At 39.5% G+C, this 17,837-nt stretch carries 14 protein-coding genes, 1 pseudogene and 1 other annotated feature; of the genes and pseudogenes, 3 read left to right on the top strand and 12 right to left on the bottom strand.

From position 1 onward, the window contains the following. Positions 1-16: 16 nt before the first annotated feature. The 6 genes and pseudogenes from LMF89_RS12620 to LMF89_RS12600 form a co-directional block, all read right to left on the bottom strand. Complete coding sequence (locus LMF89_RS12620; protein WP_229535392.1) at positions 17-1,213, bottom strand: electron transfer flavoprotein subunit alpha; 1,197 nt, start codon at positions 1,211-1,213, stop codon at positions 17-19. 18 nt (positions 1,214-1,231) lie between these two features. After that, positions 1,232-2,017, bottom strand: a pseudogene (locus tag LMF89_RS12615) (electron transfer flavoprotein subunit beta/FixA family protein). 127 nt (positions 2,018-2,144) lie between these two features. Further along, on the bottom strand, positions 2,145-3,284 hold the full coding sequence (locus tag LMF89_RS12610) for an acyl-CoA dehydrogenase (RefSeq protein ID WP_007931159.1): 1,140 nt from the start codon (positions 3,282-3,284) through the stop codon (positions 2,145-2,147). A gap of 322 nt (positions 3,285-3,606) precedes the next feature. Then, positions 3,607-4,479, bottom strand: coding sequence for a radical SAM protein (locus tag LMF89_RS12605; RefSeq protein ID WP_229535391.1), 873 nt, complete (start codon positions 4,477-4,479; stop codon positions 3,607-3,609). Positions 4,480-4,516: 37 nt separating this feature from the next. Beyond that, positions 4,517-4,645, bottom strand: a complete 129-nt coding sequence (locus LMF89_RS25795; protein WP_255711286.1) for a hypothetical protein — start codon at positions 4,643-4,645, stop codon at positions 4,517-4,519. A gap of 100 nt (positions 4,646-4,745) precedes the next feature. After that, complete coding sequence (locus LMF89_RS12600; protein WP_255711285.1) at positions 4,746-5,345, bottom strand: TetR/AcrR family transcriptional regulator; 600 nt, start codon at positions 5,343-5,345, stop codon at positions 4,746-4,748. A gap of 377 nt (positions 5,346-5,722) precedes the next feature. Between LMF89_RS12600 and LMF89_RS12595 the strand changes: the two genes are divergently transcribed. Continuing rightward, a complete protein-coding gene (locus LMF89_RS12595; RefSeq protein ID WP_229535389.1) occupies positions 5,723-6,181 on the top strand; it encodes a DUF441 domain-containing protein in 459 nt (152 codons plus the stop codon). A 63-nt stretch (positions 6,182-6,244) separates the two neighbouring features. Here the strand turns inward: LMF89_RS12595 and ilvN are convergent, their stop codons facing one another. The 6 genes from ilvN to LMF89_RS12565 form a co-directional block, all read right to left on the bottom strand. Further along, complete coding sequence (ilvN, locus tag LMF89_RS12590) at positions 6,245-6,742, bottom strand: acetolactate synthase small subunit (RefSeq protein WP_007957168.1); 498 nt, start codon at positions 6,740-6,742, stop codon at positions 6,245-6,247. Beyond that, positions 6,739-8,439, bottom strand: coding sequence for a biosynthetic-type acetolactate synthase large subunit (gene ilvB / locus LMF89_RS12585; protein WP_229535388.1), 1,701 nt, complete (start codon positions 8,437-8,439; stop codon positions 6,739-6,741). Before ilvB ends, ilvN begins: the two co-directional genes overlap by 4 nt. Before the next feature lie 43 nt (positions 8,440-8,482). Further along, positions 8,483-8,746: a binding site (T-box leader), on the bottom strand. A gap of 123 nt (positions 8,747-8,869) precedes the next feature. After that, positions 8,870-10,573 (bottom strand): DUF885 family protein, encoded by a 1,704-nt coding sequence (locus LMF89_RS12580; protein WP_229535387.1) that lies wholly within the window; start codon positions 10,571-10,573, stop codon positions 8,870-8,872. A gap of 296 nt (positions 10,574-10,869) precedes the next feature. Beyond that, complete coding sequence (locus tag LMF89_RS12575) at positions 10,870-12,462, bottom strand: ABC-F family ATP-binding cassette domain-containing protein (RefSeq protein ID WP_229535386.1); 1,593 nt, start codon at positions 12,460-12,462, stop codon at positions 10,870-10,872. A gap of 90 nt (positions 12,463-12,552) precedes the next feature. Beyond that, positions 12,553-12,759 carry a hypothetical protein gene (locus LMF89_RS12570; protein ID WP_229535385.1) on the bottom strand — a complete coding sequence of 69 codons (207 nt, stop codon included), beginning with the start codon at positions 12,757-12,759 and terminating at the stop codon, positions 12,553-12,555. 356 nt (positions 12,760-13,115) lie between these two features. After that, complete coding sequence (locus LMF89_RS12565; RefSeq protein ID WP_229535384.1) at positions 13,116-15,206, bottom strand: sigma-54-dependent Fis family transcriptional regulator; 2,091 nt, start codon at positions 15,204-15,206, stop codon at positions 13,116-13,118. 621 nt (positions 15,207-15,827) lie between these two features. Here LMF89_RS12565 and LMF89_RS12560 point away from each other — a divergent pair. Next, on the top strand, positions 15,828-17,225 hold the full coding sequence (locus LMF89_RS12560; RefSeq protein WP_229535383.1) for a GntP family permease: 1,398 nt from the start codon (positions 15,828-15,830) through the stop codon (positions 17,223-17,225). 132 nt (positions 17,226-17,357) lie between these two features. Further along, positions 17,358-17,774, top strand: a complete 417-nt coding sequence (locus LMF89_RS12555; RefSeq protein WP_229535382.1) for a MaoC family dehydratase — start codon at positions 17,358-17,360, stop codon at positions 17,772-17,774. Positions 17,775-17,837 lie beyond the last annotated feature (63 nt).

The following is a 17,837-nucleotide window of genomic DNA, read 5'->3' as shown; positions in this document are numbered from 1 at the left end:
TAAAATTGCATTCAAATCAAGCGCTCTTTATTTTTTTAAATTCCTCAGTTAATATCGGCAGTACTTCTAATACATCGCCGACGATACCATAGTCAGCCATTTTAAAGATTGGTGCATCAGGATCTTTATTAATCGCAATGACAAGATCAGATGATGACATACCTGCCAAATGCTGAATGGCCCCGGATATACCACAGGCAAAATAAATCTTCGGTCCTACGGTTTTTCCCGTCTGCCCCACTTGATGCAATGCCGGCTTCCATCCCGCATCTACTGTAGCACGGGATGCCCCTACGGAAGCGCCAAGAACATTGGCCAAATCTTCCACGAGTGAGAAATTTTCAGGTTTACACATACCTCGCCCACCAGATACGATAATTTCAGCTTCTTCCAAATTGCAGGATACGGTACAAACGTGAATCATATCGATAAGCTTCGTCCGCATATCTTCTTGCTTTATTTTACTAGCTACGCGAATCAGTTCGCCTTTCTTACTATAATCTAACACTGGCTTCTTAAATACGGAAGGGCGAACAGTGCCCATCTGAGGACGATGTTCCGGACAGATAATTGTCGCCATGATATTACCGCCAAATGCTGGTCTAGTCCAGGAAACGAATCCAGTAGCCTCATCAATACCAAGACCAGTACAATCTGCCGTTAGTCCAGTTCCCACACGGCATGCAACACGTGCTCCAAAATCCCGACCATCATTCGTCGCACCCATGAGAATAACAGATGGCTTATAATTGCTGATTAAATCAAATAAGGTCGCAGTGTAACTATCCGTATTATATTGGGCTAATTCAGCAGCATCTACCAAATACACTTTATCAGAACCTGCTGCAAAAGCTTCTTGCGCTAACCCTTCAACGTTATGTCCAATCAGAACACTCGCTAAGCTTTGTCCCATACCATCTGCCAATTTACGCCCTTCACCAAGTAGTTCCAGACCAACATTGCGCAGTTTTTCTTCACTAACTTCCAAATATACCCAAACATCTTTATATTGGCTTTTATCCATAGCCACAACTTTATCTTCTTCTTCACGAAGGATTGCCTCTACTGGACAAGTATCAACACAAGCACCGCAAGCAGTGCACGCCTCCGTTATGTACGCTTTTTCATCCTGCATTACAATGGCACCAAAGGGGCATACAGATAAACAAGCACCACAGGCAATACATTCTTCTTGGTTTACTTTTATAGCCATTGTCCTGTCACCCTTCTTTTATATAATTTTAGCATCCGATAGTTTTTGAATCAATACAGCAACAGATTCCCATGCTGTATCTTTTTGAATGATCACGCCTTCCGTACGCTGGGGAGGTGTAAAAATTCTGCGGACTTGAGTGGGCGATCCCTTTAAACCAAGCCTTTACTCATCTACATCAAGGTCTGCCATGGTCCATACAGGGATTTCGGCCCGATTGGCTTTCATTGTTCCTTTAATCGTAGAATATCTAGGTTCATTAATAGATTTTACCACTGATATCAGCAAAGGTAATTTTCCTTCGATGATGCCATAGCCTTCCTCATACTCACGCTCTACGGAAACCGTATCACCATTCACTTCAATTTTAGCTACATAGGTGATCTGTGCAATCCCCAAATGTTCTGCAATCTCTGGTCCAACTTGGGCGGTATCCCCATCAATGGCTTGCTTGCCACAGAATATCAGGTCATAGGTACCAATCTTACGGATGGTTGCCGCCAAGGTATAGCTGGTAGCTAATGTATCCGATCCACCAAAAGCCCGATCACTGACTAATATGGCTTTATCAGCACCCATGGCCAAACATTCCTTCAATGCCTCTTTCGCCTGAGGCGGTCCCATAGAAATCACTGTAACCTTACCGCCATGCTTATCTTTTAATTGCAGGGCAGCCTCCAAGGCATTTTTATCAAAAGGATTTACAATACTGGGTACTCCTTGTCGGATCAACGTATTGGTTACTGGGTCGATTTTTACTTCGGCAGTATCAGGAACTTGCTTAATACAAACAAGAATTTCCATCTCTTCGCCTCCTAATATAATTAATGCATTTTTATATAGAACCTTACACAATGCCCTATCTCTTTAAAAGCTCATATCTCATTTAGATAGGGCATTGTCCATAGCAGATTGTCTTGGCGAGTAATTCTTATCGTAAAACAGCACCTGAAATAACCATACGCTGAACTTCATTTGTTCCCTCGTATATTTGTGTGATTTTGGCATCACGCATCATGCGTTCTACTGGATACTCACGAGTATAGCCATAACCGCCAAAAATTTGTACAGCATCTGTTGTAACGGACATGGCAGCATCAGAGGCAACTAATTTTGCCATGGCTGCTTCTTTGGAGTAAGGAAGATGATGGGATTTATGATAGGCAGCACGATATACGAGTAGCCTTGCTCCCTCCACTTTAGCCGCCATGTCAGCAATCTTAAATGCAATTGCCTGATTGCTGGAGATCGGTTTGCCAAATTGTACCCGCTCTTTGGAATACTTAATGGCTTGTTCCAAAGCTCCTTGGGCAATACCAAGAGATTGAGCAGCAACACCAATACGTCCGCCATCTAAGGCAGTCATTGCAATCTTAAAGCCCTGCCCTTCCTTCCCCAGCAAATTAGCAGCTGGAATACGGCAGTCTTTCATAAATACTTCACGTTGTACAGAAGATCGAATACCCATTTTCACTTCTTTTTTACCGAAGCTAAGACCGGGAGTACCTTTTTCAACAATAAAAGCACTCATGCCTTTTAAACCAGCTGCTTTATCAGTAGAGGCAAATATCACTTCAATTTCTGCTTCCCCGCCATTTGTATTGAAGATTTTAGCACCGTTCAAAATATAATGATCTCCATCTTTAACTGCTGTTGTAGTAGCAGCGCTTGCATCGGTGCCAGCATTAGGTTCAGTCAAACCAAAAGCCCCTAACTTTGTGCCTTCTGCTAATGGTCTGAGAAACTTCTGTTTTTGTTCTTCTGTTCCATAATGAAAAATGGGCCAGGAACACAATGATACATGCACCGAAAGTCCAATACCTGTTGATGCACATACACGAGATATTTCTTCGACTGCCATGGCATAGGATAAAAAGTCGCTTCCTGCACCACCGTATTCTTCTGGATAAGGCAGTCCTAAAATTCCCAGCTCACCCATCTGATCAAAGATTTCACGTGGAAAATATTCTTTTTCGTCCCGCTCTGCCGCAGTCGGTGCCACCGATTTTTCAGCAAAATCTCTTATCATGCTCCGAATGTCTTCCTGCTCTTTGGTTAGTTCAAAATTCATAGTTTCTTCCTCCCACATTTTATTGTTATTATGACAAAATCTATGTGATACGCCATTTGGCGTAAGCCACCAATCATTGAAAATCTAGAAATACTTTATTTCCTATCTGTCAAATTATTTAGTTTGTATCAACATATCTTGTATGCAAAATAAATAATTAACAAAAAACAGTATAATTTTTAGACTAGAGTGAATATTTACGACGTAACATTGAAAAAAATAGCTCTTAAAAATTAACTGTATATTCTAAATACTAATCCATGCTTTAGAATATTGCAATACCATAATCGAATAAAATCATTTTTTTGTGCAATGATATCGTTTATAGATTTCCCACTTCAGGCGGACGAAACTGCTCTTCGGGCAATGTAAGCAAATGATCAATGGTTTGCAGCATCTCTTCTTTTACTGCAGGCAATCGTCCATTCACATAGGCATAATTGGAATGATGATCACTATATAACATACTGGTTACTTCAAGGTTGGCAATAAACAATCTGGTTTCGCGTAATGCTTCATGGGCACTCAGCAGTCCAAATGCACCTTGGCGATACTCCTCATACAGCTGGGTCCCTGCCATAGGAATGAATGTACGAAGGCGGATAAAATCCGGGTTGATTTGGTTGAGTACCTTAGCACTATTTTGCGCATGATCCATAGAACGCTCTTTTCCACCAATCCCCAGCATGACATATTCACTAAGCTCAATTCCCGCTTTTTTTACCTTACGCCCCGTCATAATCGTCTCCTCTGCACTTGCACCTTTGCAAATTCGCTTTAATACAATGTCATCGCCTGATTCCATACCAGAATGAATTCGAGTAAGGCCACTTTTCTGCAATAAAAGCAGTTCCTCTTCTGATTTTCGTAAGATATATTTGGAAGAACCATACATGGTAATACGCTGTAAACTGGGGAAAGTCTCTTTCGCGTAATGAATGATTTCTGCCAAATCAGAGGTTTTCATCAGGATGGTATTGCCGTCGGGGAAAAAAAGAGTCTCCACTGTATTCCGATACACTTTTTGTGCTTGGTTCAAATCTTCTTTAATATCAGCAACCGACCGAATGCGAAATTGTTTTTCTTTATACATTCCGCAGAATGTGCATTGGTTGTGGGGACAACCAATAGTAGCCTGAATCAGTAAGCTGCCGGCTTCACTAGGCGGGCGGTAAACAACGCCTTCATAACGCATATTACGACTCCTTTCCACTACGACTTTATCATTTGATTTAAATACAATTGGCATTCAAAAAAAGAGGTCTGCTACCAGCAGCAGCAACAAATAACTGCTGCATCCCCTGAGAATTCTTAAGATAGAGCAATAATCCTGTTATATCATAAGTTACGAAATATTGCATACCTTAGGGTCACCCCTTTCTTGAAATAGACTGGTCGTCTATAAATGTATAATTACCCATATCCCGCAAATCGAAAGCATTTGCCATGTGGCGAACGAGTCTAGTTCACCACATGATTCTGCCTTGGTATGATTCGATCAAGAGCATGTTCAATAAATTTATCAATTGGTGCAAGATCGCGATTCACTTGCATACGAATGAGTGCGCCTTCCCATGAAGTATATAGGAATTCTGCCATGGACTCTGCATCATACTCCAATGATATTTCCCCCATTTTTTGGCCTTCTCTTATACAAGACACAAATAGCGCTGTCCATTTATCAAATTCTCGTTTTAATGCATCTCCCATAGCGGCACTGGGATTTTCCACTTCAATTGCCAGTTTAGCAACCAAACATCCTCTGCCGCAGCCATACATGGCATAATAATCCCGAATACCTAAAAAATAGTTTTGTATTTTTTCTCTAGGAGAACCGTTTTCATTAGCTAATTTTTCTGCAATGGACTTGGCTAATTGTTCTCCATAATACTCAATAATGGCTATACCAAAGGCTTCTTTCGATTCAAAATAATGATAGAACGATCCTTTCGGAACATCTACTGTTGTCAGTATTTCTTGTATCCCTACAGCATGATAACTTTTTGCTACCATTGCTTTGGCTCCTGCTTTAATTAATTTTTCTTTTGTCGTGTTTTTCATAATTAAATAATAGACCAGTCGTCTCGAAAAGTCAACATTTTTTAGAATTTCTATTAGACTTTTTTACCTGAGCTTAGTATGATATATAAGTAAGTTCTGCCATACTAAGAAAGACCTCCCCATTTTTATCATTGTGAACAGAGTAAAGCAATCTTTTGCCAAGGGGAGGATTGCTTCGCTGTGTTCGCAATGACAGTTTTACGCCCGCTTGGAACAGGTAAAACATAATCGAACCACAAAGACGCAAAGGACACAAAGGATTTTTATAAATTATTCTTTGTTTTCCCCTTAGTGTGCCGCGGGCAGCGGCATTGTGCCTTGTGGTTCATAATATCTTCTATTCTTCTACTTACAAAATTACATAAGGATGTGAAAAAATGAATTGGGAAAACCTACCTATTTTGATAATTTTGTGTTTATCCGTTATTGGTAATAACCACTCTGTATCAATTGCTGCACTTATACTGCTTCTAATAAAGCTGCTAGGCTTTCATACATGGTTTCCTTATATCGAAGATCATGGCATTACCATTGGCATTACCATTTTAACTCTGGCTGTATTAACACCTATCGCTCAAGGACGCATATCCGTCGGCGGAATCTTGGAAGCATTTAAGACCCCCATTGGTTTAGTAGCCATTTTGGTTGGCATTCTCGTCGCCTGGATCGCTGCTCAAGGTGTATTTTTTATGAAAGAATCTCCAGAAGCAGTAACGGCTTTAGTTGTTGGTACCATTGTGGGAGTGTGCTTCTTCCAAGGGCTAGCAGTCGGTCCTCTAATTGCAGGTGGAATGGTATCTTTGATTATCAGTGCAATTGGGTTGTTTAAAAATTAAAAGCACAAAAGCCCAGTGCCGCTTCTGCGGTACTGGGCTTTTGTAGTCTTTTTTTGCATTTGTCTACATATCTTTTGCAGGAACTGGTCCTCTAGAAATTGCAATTCTTCCTGTACGAACAATTTCAAGAATGCCGAAATCAGTTAATACCTCACACAAAGCATCAATTTTAGATTCTTCACCGGATAACTCGACGACTAAGGTTTCTCTATTTACATCTACAATTTTAGCACGAAAAATTTCTACAACATCAACAAGGTCTGATCGATTAGCTTTATTGGCACGAACTTTAATGAGAGCTAGTTCACGTTGAATGGAATCTACATATGTGATATTTGCAATCTTAATCACATTAACGAGTTTTGACAATTGATTAACTACCTGCTCTAATTCAAATTCATCCTCCACCTCAACACCAATGGTGATTCGCGTTGTATCAACTTCCTCAGTAGGTCCCGCTGCTATACTTTCAATATTAAAGGCACGACGGCTAATGAGTCCTGATATATGAGTTAATACCCCTGGCCGATTCTCTACTAAAACAGCTAATGTATATTTCATCCAATTATCCCCCTTAAGACCATTTGATCCAGACGTCCTCCTGGCGCAACCATAGGTAATACATCTTCAGTTTCTGGCAGCAGAATATCAACCAGCACTGGGCCTTCCATTTTCAATGCTTTTTCGAGTACCGTGTTTAACTCTTCTGGTTTTGTTACTCTAAGACCAGCAACCCCCATAGCCTCAGCAAGCTTCACAAAGTCGGTACACCCCTTCGTACTGGAATGGGAATACCGTTTACCATAAAACATCCGCTGCCATTGATTCACCATACCAAGCACCTGATTATTCATAACGATAATTTTCACTGGCAATCCATTATCAGCAAGAGTTGCAAGCTCCTGACAGTTCATCATAATACTGCCATCACCAGTAAATAATATGACATTCTTCTCCGGCAAAGTTATCTGAGCCCCAATCGCGGCTGGCAAACCATATCCCATGGTTCCCAAACCACCAGAAGTCAAGAAAGAACGCTGTGTATTAAAATTGTAAGATTGTGCAGTCCACATCTGATGTTGGCCAACATCCGTTACAATGATGGCTTCACCTTGAGTAAGCTCACTGACCTTCTCAATCACGGTTTGTGGCCGAATTCCTCCTGCAGGCAACCTTGATGCCAAAGGCTTTTCCCGCTTCCATTCCTGTACTAAACCTACCCACTCTGCTCTTGCCCACTGCTTTTTCGTTAAATTACGCTCCGTTATTTTTTCACACAAAAGAGGCAAAGACCAGCGCAAATCTCCTATTACTTTTAAATCAGCACGGACATTCTTATTTACCTCGGCTGGATCAATATCAAAATGTATAATCGTTGCTTTGGGAGCAAAGTTCTGAACCAGACTGGTGACCCGATCATCGAAACGAACTCCAATACCCATTAGAAGATCACAGTCAATTGTCGCCATATTGGCAGCATAGGTTCCATGCATTCCCACCATTCCCAAGTGTTCAGGTGCATCACTAGGAATACAGCCTAATCCCATTAAGCTTGATATGACTGGAATGCCAGTTAGGTTGATCAATTTGCGAACGTCTTCTGAGGTGCCTGAAATATTAACACCGCCGCCTACAAAAATTACAGGTTTTTCTGCTTTTTCTAAGGCTTCAATCACTAAATCAATCTGGCTAGAATCACCAGCAAATAAAGATCGATATCCTCTAAGACAGACAGTCTCAGGATATATAAAATCAAGTGTATCATTGAAAACATCTTTAGAAATATCAATCAAGACTGGCCCTGGCCGTCCGGTGCGTGCAATATAAAACGCTTCTTTCATTACACAAGGCAAATCCTGAATCTTTTTTACTAAATAATTATGTTTGGTAATAGGGGTAGTAATACCACAAATATCCGCTTCTTGAAAAGAATCTTTGCCAATCAAAGATACTCCTACCTGACCAGTAATCGCCACCAAGGGAATAGAATCCATATACGCTGTTGCAATACCAGTAACCAGATTGGTTCCCCCAGGACCAGAGGTAGCAAAGCAGACGCCTGTTTTACCCGTTGCCCGAGCATATCCATCTGCAGCATGCACCGCTCCTTGTTCATGGCGAGTTAAAATATGGGGAAAATCAGTTTTAAATAATGCATCATAAAGGGTTAAAACGGCCCCCCCAGGATAACCAAATACAATATCCACCTCTTCCGCCTTCAAACATTCAATTACAACTTCCGCTCCCAACATTTTCAAAGCAAGTTCCCCCTTATTTAAAAATAAAAACCTCCGTCCCTTATAAAGGGACGGAGGTTAATCCGCGATACCACCCAAATTATTATGGCATAAACCATAATATCTCATAGGTACGAAGCATAAATACTCTATACCTCGCCGCAATAACGGGCAGCATTTCCTCTAAAAGAGGCCCGGCGCAGCTTACTAATTCTTCAGCCCGCAACTCGTGGATGATTTTCATTGTATTTCATATTACTGGCTTACACCATTTCCAGCTCGCTGTGAATATTACCAATACAATTACTCTTCCATTCATCGTCATTATAGTCTTCTTTTTGATTATAATACAAAAAATTCTTCACACTGTCAACAACATTCTTTATGAAATGGACATTTAATTACAGAAACCTATAACCACTTCACATTTTTCCTTCTAACTCCATTTGTATTACAGCAGCTTTTCATGCTCAAATACCTTGCGTAAAAAGGCAAGAGGCATATTTCCCGCCTTCAGATACATACTGTGAAATACTTTATCTAACTCGAGTCCCTCTAGTTTACCTTGCTGCGCTTTGGCCATATCTCTCTTTAATTCCCACACTAATTTGTTGCCAGTAAGGTAGCAAAGAGGATAGGCTCTTTCTTGAGAGTACCAGTTTAATTCGGCTTGCACTCTGCCTCCCACAAATCCAGTCACTTTTTGCAGCAGTTTGCCAGCATTGATAAAGGGATCATCAGAAGTTATATCCACATCAATGCCCACATCTAAATATTTTATATCTCCTGTCATGAAGTATAAATCAATTGCCACTCGCGCACCAATTCTGGAAATATCCCTTTTCGCACAAAAGCGGGCTTCATCGGTTAGTTCACCCATATACCCAATATCCAGCATATAATCTTCCAGCATCGTGGTCCAGCCCTCTGCATGCTCCATTGCATCAAAATGACGCCGCACTACGGATGGATGGTTCGCTGCGGTAGCAAGCTGTAAATGATGCCCAGGAATCCCCTCATGGATCATCATCGAAGGAATGGATAGTTCTGTATGTTCATCTAATAACTCTTGACTCAGTGTAAGGTAAATCACACTCGTCTTTGTACCAGGGCGAAAAGGCGGCGGAGAAACCATAGCTCCAGCTGGAATAGAAGGAGCCATAAAAGCAGGTGTCTGCATAATCAGCATATCCTGTCCTTCCCCTATGGGAAACAGCCCTTTTTCCTGGAGATACTTGATAATCTTATCCTTTTCCTCTTTATATCGTAAAATGATATCGGAGAAGGAATCTTTATGGGGAAGCTTTACCTGATACCGCTGGTTTAAGAAATTATGTAATTCTTCCAAAGTAGTAGTCGTCGGCAAGCTGTATTTTTCAATTAACTTCCCACTCAAAAGTTCCAGCTCTTTTGCAGTATCCTGCAAAAACTGGACGGCCATTGTATGTAATTCTTCCAGGGATTTATCAATGCCCCGTAATGCAATACATGTTTTAGCCTGTTCTGTACCAATAAAGAAATTGGTGGTTGTAGGCATTGCTTTGAGTTTTTCTATATATTTCTCTAAAGCATCATTAGCTTGCTGCTTTGCAGCTGCCAGCCTTTCTAACTGATTGTATTGCTCACTCTTCGCCCAATTATAAAGAGTCTCAAAGAATTCTGACAGTCCATTTACCTTTTCAATATCCATACTGACCCAGCGCTCTACAGGTGTATCTAACGTCAAAAGTAATTGCTCCAAGTATTGAGGTACTTTTTCCAGGCGAGCCGTAATATGATCCAGTCTTTCATGAGAAGGACGAGGATCGTTGATGAACAGCAGAAATATTCCATCACTAATATCAGCACCTGCAGTAGGTTTTTGCTGCAGCTGGGTTTTACCATTAAAGTGATACGTGAGATTATATATGGCAAATTCAACAGCCAATGCCGCCAAATCTAAGTCCAGGATTTGCTCAAATTCCAATACCCCTTTAGGAAAACTCATAATATCTGCCAATAACTTCTGTCCTGCAGCAATGCGTAGTTTACCATTTTCTAAGGTAGGATTAGGCAGATCATCCAAATGTTTATTGACCCCCAGACTCACGCAAGAGTTCCCATCCTGAGTAAAAAAATCATGAAATTTTTCGATTAGAACATCATATTCTTTCATCCTAATATCCTCCTGCTGTTAAAGCTATACTGTTTTAGAAATTCTTACTATCTATATAGTATATACTTTATGTAAAAAACAATTACAATATCCATTTTATCAGAAAAATACTACTTTAAAACATATAAAACGAATTGAACCACAAAGACGCAAAGGACACAAAGGGATCTATTTATAACTTTTTTGTGTTCTCCTTTGTGTGCCGCGAGCGGCGGCATTGCGCCTTTGCGGTTCATAAAATCTTATACCAAAAAAACACGCACCTCACAAGTGAAGTGCGTGCTGTATAATGATTCTTATTTTCTAGTTGCCACGGTTTCCAAGTATTCATCATAGGTCATACGTTTGTCAATGATACCATCTTCCGTAATTTCAATAATACGGTTGGCAATGGTTTGCACAAACTCATGGTCATGAGCAACAAATAACATGGTCCCCTCAAAGCTGATTAAACCATTATTCAATGAAGTGATAGACTCCAAATCCAAGTGATTTGTCGGCTCATCAAAAATCAGTACATTGGCGCCGCTCAGCATCATTTTAGACAGCATGCACCGTACTTTTTCACCACCGGATAATACATTGGCAGCTTTTTGACTTTCCTCACCGGAAAATAACATACGACCTAAGAATCCTCGAACAAAAGTTTCGTCCGGGTCCCGAGAAAATTGTCTGAGCCAATCTACCAGATTTAATGTACTATTAAAATACTCCGCATTATCCCTTGGGAAATAAGCCTGAGAAGTAGTGACACCCCATTTAAATTCACCACTGTCTGCTTCCATTTCACCCATTAAGATTTTAAATAATGTGGTCTTCGCCAAGCTGTTAGCACCAACAAAAGCAATTTTATCTGCCTTTGCAACAACGAAGCTAACATTATTCAGCACTTTTTCCCCATCAATGGTTTTGCAAAGATTCTCAACGGTTAATAGTTGATCTCCTGCTTCTCGGTCCGGTTTAAAAGCGATATAAGGATATTTACGGGATGATGGCTTAATATCTTCTAATGTCAACTTATCCAATTGTTTTCTACGTGACGTTGCTTGTTTTGATTTGGAAGCATTCGCACTAAAACGCTGGATAAAGCTTTGCAGATCTTTCATTTTTTCTTCAGTCTTCTTATTGGCTTCTTTAGCCATTTTCAATGCCAGTTCACTTGACTGCTGCCAAAAATCATAATTACCTACATACAGCTGGATTTGGCTAAAATCAATATCGGCAATATGAGTACAAACTTTATTTAAGAAATGACGGTCATGAGATACCACGATAACCGTGTTATCAAAGTTATACAGAAACTCTTCCAACCAGCGAATGGATTCTACATCTAGATGATTTGTCGGTTCATCCAGCAGCAAAATGTCCGGAGAGCCAAATAAAGCTTGGGCTAACAATACCCGAACCTTTTCATTACCACTTAAATCTTTCATTAATTTGGTATGTAGCTCTTCACCAATTCCTAAACCAGTCAACATGCGGGCTGCTTCCGTTTCCGCATCCCAGCCGTTGAGTTCGGCAAATTCACCTTCTAATTCGCCAACCTTTATACCATCTTCGTCGGTAAAATCGGCTTTCGCATATAATACTTCTTTTGCTTCCATAATTTCAAAAAGTCTAGCATGTCCCATAATAACTGTTTTCAGTACATCAAATTCATCAAATTCATAATGATCCTGTTTCAAAACGGCTAGGCGTTCTCCAGATGAAATAATAACTTCACCAGAATTTGGTTCAATTTCACCTGATAATATTTTTAAGAAAGTCGATTTTCCTGTACCGTTGGCACCAATTAATCCATAACAATTGCCTGGCGTGAATTTTATATTGACATCCTCAAACAATGCCCTTTTTCCATACCGTAACGTCAAACCACTTGTACTAATCATATTTTTACCAGCCTTCCTTTTTTAATGGTACTTAAAATCTACTTATTTAAAATTGACAGAAATAAAGAGCCTACTAGGCTCTTTATTTACTTATTTACTATATGCAAGAGAAAAATTATATGCTAATTTTTCATAGTCTTCCAAGATATTAACAACTTTAATTTTATCAGCAGCAGTTGCTGCCTCTACATCGCTCTTGCCAATTGCAAAGTGTATAATACTTTGTACTTGAAATGGATAATATCCTAGTTTTAACAACTTCTTATAAAGCTGCTGGATACGCTGTTCTATTCTCATTTGAATCCTCCCTAATAACCTATAAACTATAGCGGTAATCATATACAACACACCTTGTAAATTCGCCCACTATGTACTTAATCAACATTACCACTACTTTATAGGATATGCAGAGACAGGATTTATGATTACTCTTTTTTAAAGGAGAACAACTCTAATCTACCAATCATTTTTTACAATCGACTTTTTGTATTGCTTTGCCAGAACATACTCGATTACTTTTGCAATTTCTATATAAATATAAGCCGTCAAATATGACGGCTCTTAGCTTTCGATATTGATCTTTGCTATTATAACATTATATTTTCATCATGTCAACTTTTTTATTAATCTTTTTGTGTAAATCATAAACCATCTTATTTTATGTTATGTTTCTGTAACTTTTGATAAAATCCAGATCGATGAATTCCCAAAATTTTCGCCGCTTTACTCTTGTTACCGCCGGCTTCTTCTAATACCTTTAAAATTGCCTGCTTTTCTGTATCATCCAGCATCTCAGCCAAATTATCGGAAACTTCAATGGGTTCGCTTTCTTTATTCACCTTCTTTACTATGGGAGGTAAATGTTCAGGTGCGATTAACACTTCATGGTCATCCATCAAATTCAATGCTCTTTCTAACACATTTTCCAACTCGCGAACATTGCCTGGCCATTTATAAGCCATTAATAGTTTTAATGTTGCTGCTGCGATTCCTTCAACGTCATGCTGCACCCGCTTGTTAATCTTTTTTAACAGCATGTCACATAACGCGGGTATATCTTCCGTACGTTCCCGCAATGGAGGAATGGCCAAAGAGATAATATCCAGGCGATAATATAAATCTTGACGAAACTCACCTTTCTCAATCATTTTCGTCAAATCTCGATTGGTAGCAGCAATCACCCGCAGATCCAGCTTTATCGTCTTGGTTCCCCCGACCCGTTCAAACTCTCGCTCCTGGAGCACACGCAACAATTTAACCTGCATGGAAATTGGCATATCGCCAATTTCATCCAAGAAGATCGTCCCCCGATTCGCTAATTCAAACTTACCTGGTTTCCCACCTTTTTTTGCCCCTGTGAAGGCTCCTTCATCATAGCCAAATAATTCTGTTTCCAACAGGTTTTCTGGGAGGGCTGCACAATTCACTTTAATAAAAGGACCATTATTGCGGATACTTCCATTATGAATGGATTGGGCGAATACTTCTTTTCCGGTACCACTTTCTCCTAATATTAGTACTGTAGAATTTCCTTTAGCGGCCTTCATCGCAATGGTCTTCATCCATTGCATTTTCTCACTCGTCCCAATAATACTGTCAAAGGTATATTTACCTCCATAGGCTTTGCGCAGCTCTTCCTTATAATACTCTAGCTCAAATTCTAGTTTATTGAGCTTGTTTGATAATATTTTTAAATCTTTCACATCTTTAAATACAACTTTTCCTACCGCCCCAACTGTTTCACCATCTTTTACAATGGGAATACGAGTTACTACACAATTATGGTCGTTTATCCTTTGGATTTCTGTAATTTCGGCTTTACCATCTTGGGCAACCACATGCATACGCGTATTGGGAATCACGTCAACCACATGCTGACCAATCACCCTTTCCCTTTCGATTCCGAGAAAATCACAATAGGATTGATTAATCATTGTGATTTTACCACTCCGATCTACAATTACAATTCCCTCAAAGAAGCTCTCAATTGCAGACTCTAAGGTACTCTTTAAATTCTTTACATTCTCCAATTCAACAGCAACGGTCTGCAATTCTGTAATATTTTGAAAAACAGCCACTGCTCCAATCACTTTATTACCATTTAAAATTGGCGACCGAGTCGTAATAATCGTGCAATTACCAATGGTTTGCTGCTGATTAACTTCTGTCTCACCCGTCTCTAATACCCGGCTAAGCCTCGTATTCGGTAATACATGATCCACATGATGTCCAATTACGGCATCAGCTGTTAATCCAGTAATAAATTCTGCAGCGGCATTGAATAACGTTACAATTCCTTCAGCGTTTACTGCAGTAACACCATTATACAAAGATTGAATAATGGCTTGGGTTTCCTCTACTAATAGCAAGGATCTGTCTGATAAATAGGTAACTACATCGTTTTGGTGTAATATACCGATTGGGCGATTTTCCCCATCTACCACTGGAAAAAAAGGGCATTCATTCAAGGTAAATTCTTCTTTTAATTCACTAACACTCTTCGTATATAGCACAGGAACGACACGCATCGTCATAATATCTTGAACACAAAGATTCTCTATCTCACTAATCGCTACCGCCTTAATAAATCCTCTTTGGCTAATGAATCCGATTAATTTACCATCATCATCAACTACTAGTGCCTTGTCTGCACCAGCATTATTAAGAATGACTGCAGCTTCCTTTAACATCATAGTAGGCAACACCGTTACTACGTTCATGTTCATTAAATCCCGTATACGCATTTCCCACCTCCAAATGTCTTCTATATAATAAGCCATTAGACATTTCTTCTATTATTCCTGCTAATTGGTGTACTCATTCTTAGACATCATCAATACAATAGGTAATTTACAATATTTTAGTTATAATAAGAAAAACACCAATGCGTCCTTTTTAAAAAAATAAGACCTTTTGAACTGCGAAGACGCGAAGAATACTAAAGGATAAAACGAATTGAACCACAAAAACGCAAAGGACACAAAGGGTTTTATTTATATTCTTTGTGCAGTCCTTTGTGTGCCGTATTAGTGGCATTGTGCCTTTGTGGTTCAGAAAATCTCATCTTTTTCCTCCCTCTATAATTATTAACGTAACTTCAGCAATTGTATCCTTCTGGAATAAAAGGAGAGGTTCTTGGGAAGGCTATTATTTATTATGTTCTAAATATATGTCTCTTTTCTTGTACATACTGTCTATATATCTATACAGATACTCATCTAAAAAACAGTAAACTACTAATTTTCACCCTAATTTGAATTGGCACAAAATTTGCATATATTTAGAGATATAACGAAAGGAGGCTTATCAAGACAATAGCTTGCTTTTAGGTTCATAATTACACTAAAATAGAGGAGGTCATCATTTTGGAAGTAGTAGGTATTATCTTAAGTTTATTTCTTTTAATGTTTTTTGCGTATAGAGGTTTTTCTGTTATCCTGTTTGCCCCTGTGTTTGCTTTGTTAGCAGCCTCTCTGTCTGGACTACCATTAATGCCAGCTTATACAGAACTATTTATGGCAAAAGCAGTCACGTATATTAAATCCTTTTTCCCTGTATTTTTATTAGGTGCTGTCTTTGGTAAAATTATGGAAGACACTGGCCTTGCAAAAGGTATAGCTCACACTATTATGAAATCTTTAGGAAAAGATCGTGCTATTTTAGCAGTTGTTTTAGCTGGCGCAGCACTTACCTATGGCGGCGTAAGCTTATTCGTAGTCGTGTTTGCAGTATATCCTTTTGCGTCCGCATTATTTAAAGAAGCTGATATTCCTAAAAGATTATTACCAGCTGCAATTGCCTTAGGAGCTTTTACTGCAACGATGGATTGTTTGCCTGGTACTCCACAAATCCAGAATTTGATCCCTACTAACTTTTTTGGTACCAATATTTATGCCGCACCGATTTTAGGTCTTATTGGCGGTACTCTGATCTTTGCCTTGGGTACGATCTGGTTAGAACGTCGCCGTAAACAAGCTGCAGACCGCGGCGAAGGCTATGGCGCACACACATTAAACGAGCCTGAGGCTTCAGCCGCAATTAAGTTACCTTCTTTTAAAGTTGCGATTCTGCCATTGTTAACAGTATTAGTTGTAAACTATGTAATGACACAAGTCTTCACATGGGATCCCAATATGCTTGAACCTTTTAAAGCAATGAAACTTCCTTTAACTGCCGCTTCCATTAAAAATGTTATTAGTATCTGGTCACTCATTATTGCCCTAGTATGTGGTATCTTGCTAGCAATTGCTCTTGGTTTCAATAACCTAGGTAAAGGCATATTAGCCAAATCCTTAAACGCTGGTGCCATTGGTTCCTTGTTAGCAATTATGAACACTGCATCTGAAGTTGGTTATGGTAATGTAATTTCTTCCCTTTCCGGTTTTAAAAATATTTCCAATGCGTTAATGAGTATTAAAGTGGGCGGTTCACCTCTCGTATCCGAAGCAGTAACGGTAAATATTCTTGCTGGTGTCACTGGTTCAGCCTCTGGTGGTATGTCCATCGCTCTGGACTTAATGGCAAAAGATTGGTTAGCCTGGGCAAATTCCATCGGCATGTCTCCTGAAATTCTGCACAGAGTAGCATCTATGGCTTCCGGCGGTATGGATACTTTACCTCATAATGGTGCTGTAATCACTCTGCTTGCAGTTTGCGGAATGACTCATAAAGACTCTTATGGCGATATTTTTGTACTAACTGCTATCAAAACCTTGATGGTATTTGTTATTATTTTGATTCATACGACTACTGGAATACTGTAATCAGTAAGTCTCTCGGAAAGTCTCATTTAGGACGGCAAAGGACGAGTATAGCAATGCTCATTTTTTGCCTGGTACAAGCTATATATGCTGCTTACCGAGAGTATACTAATCAATTAAGGGAGGGTATTATTCATGATACAAGACGTAAAATTTGTGGATATTCAAGTTGGGGACAAAGCCAGCATGTCTAAAACGGTAACAGAATATGATGTATATACATTTGCTGGTCTAACTGGGGATTTCAATCCCGTACATGTGAATGCTGAGTTTGCTAAAACCAGCATGTTTAAAGAACGTATTGCTCACGGTATGCTGTCAGCAGGCTTCATTTCGGCAGTTCTAGGCACTACCTTACCTGGTGCAAATACGATTTATATGGGTCAAGAATTAGCCTTCAAAGCTCCTGTAAAAATTGGCGATACCGTAACGGCTACCGTTGAAGTGATCGAAAAAATTGAAGCAAAAAATCGTTTGATTTTTAGAACCTACGTTACCAATCAAGAAGGAACTATTGTGATTGATGGTAAAGCCACTGTCATGAAAAAATAAGTTAAGCATCTAAAGACTAAGTTCGTAGGAAAAACGTTTTTAACCGCAGAGATGCAGAGAACA

The sequence above is a fragment of the Pelosinus baikalensis genome (assembly GCF_020819555.1).
Classification (GTDB): Bacteria; Bacillota; Negativicutes; order DSM-13327; family DSM-13327; genus Pelosinus; species Pelosinus baikalensis.
Note: the sequence above shows the minus strand (reverse complement) of the source record. Positions and strands in the feature narration are given on the sequence as shown.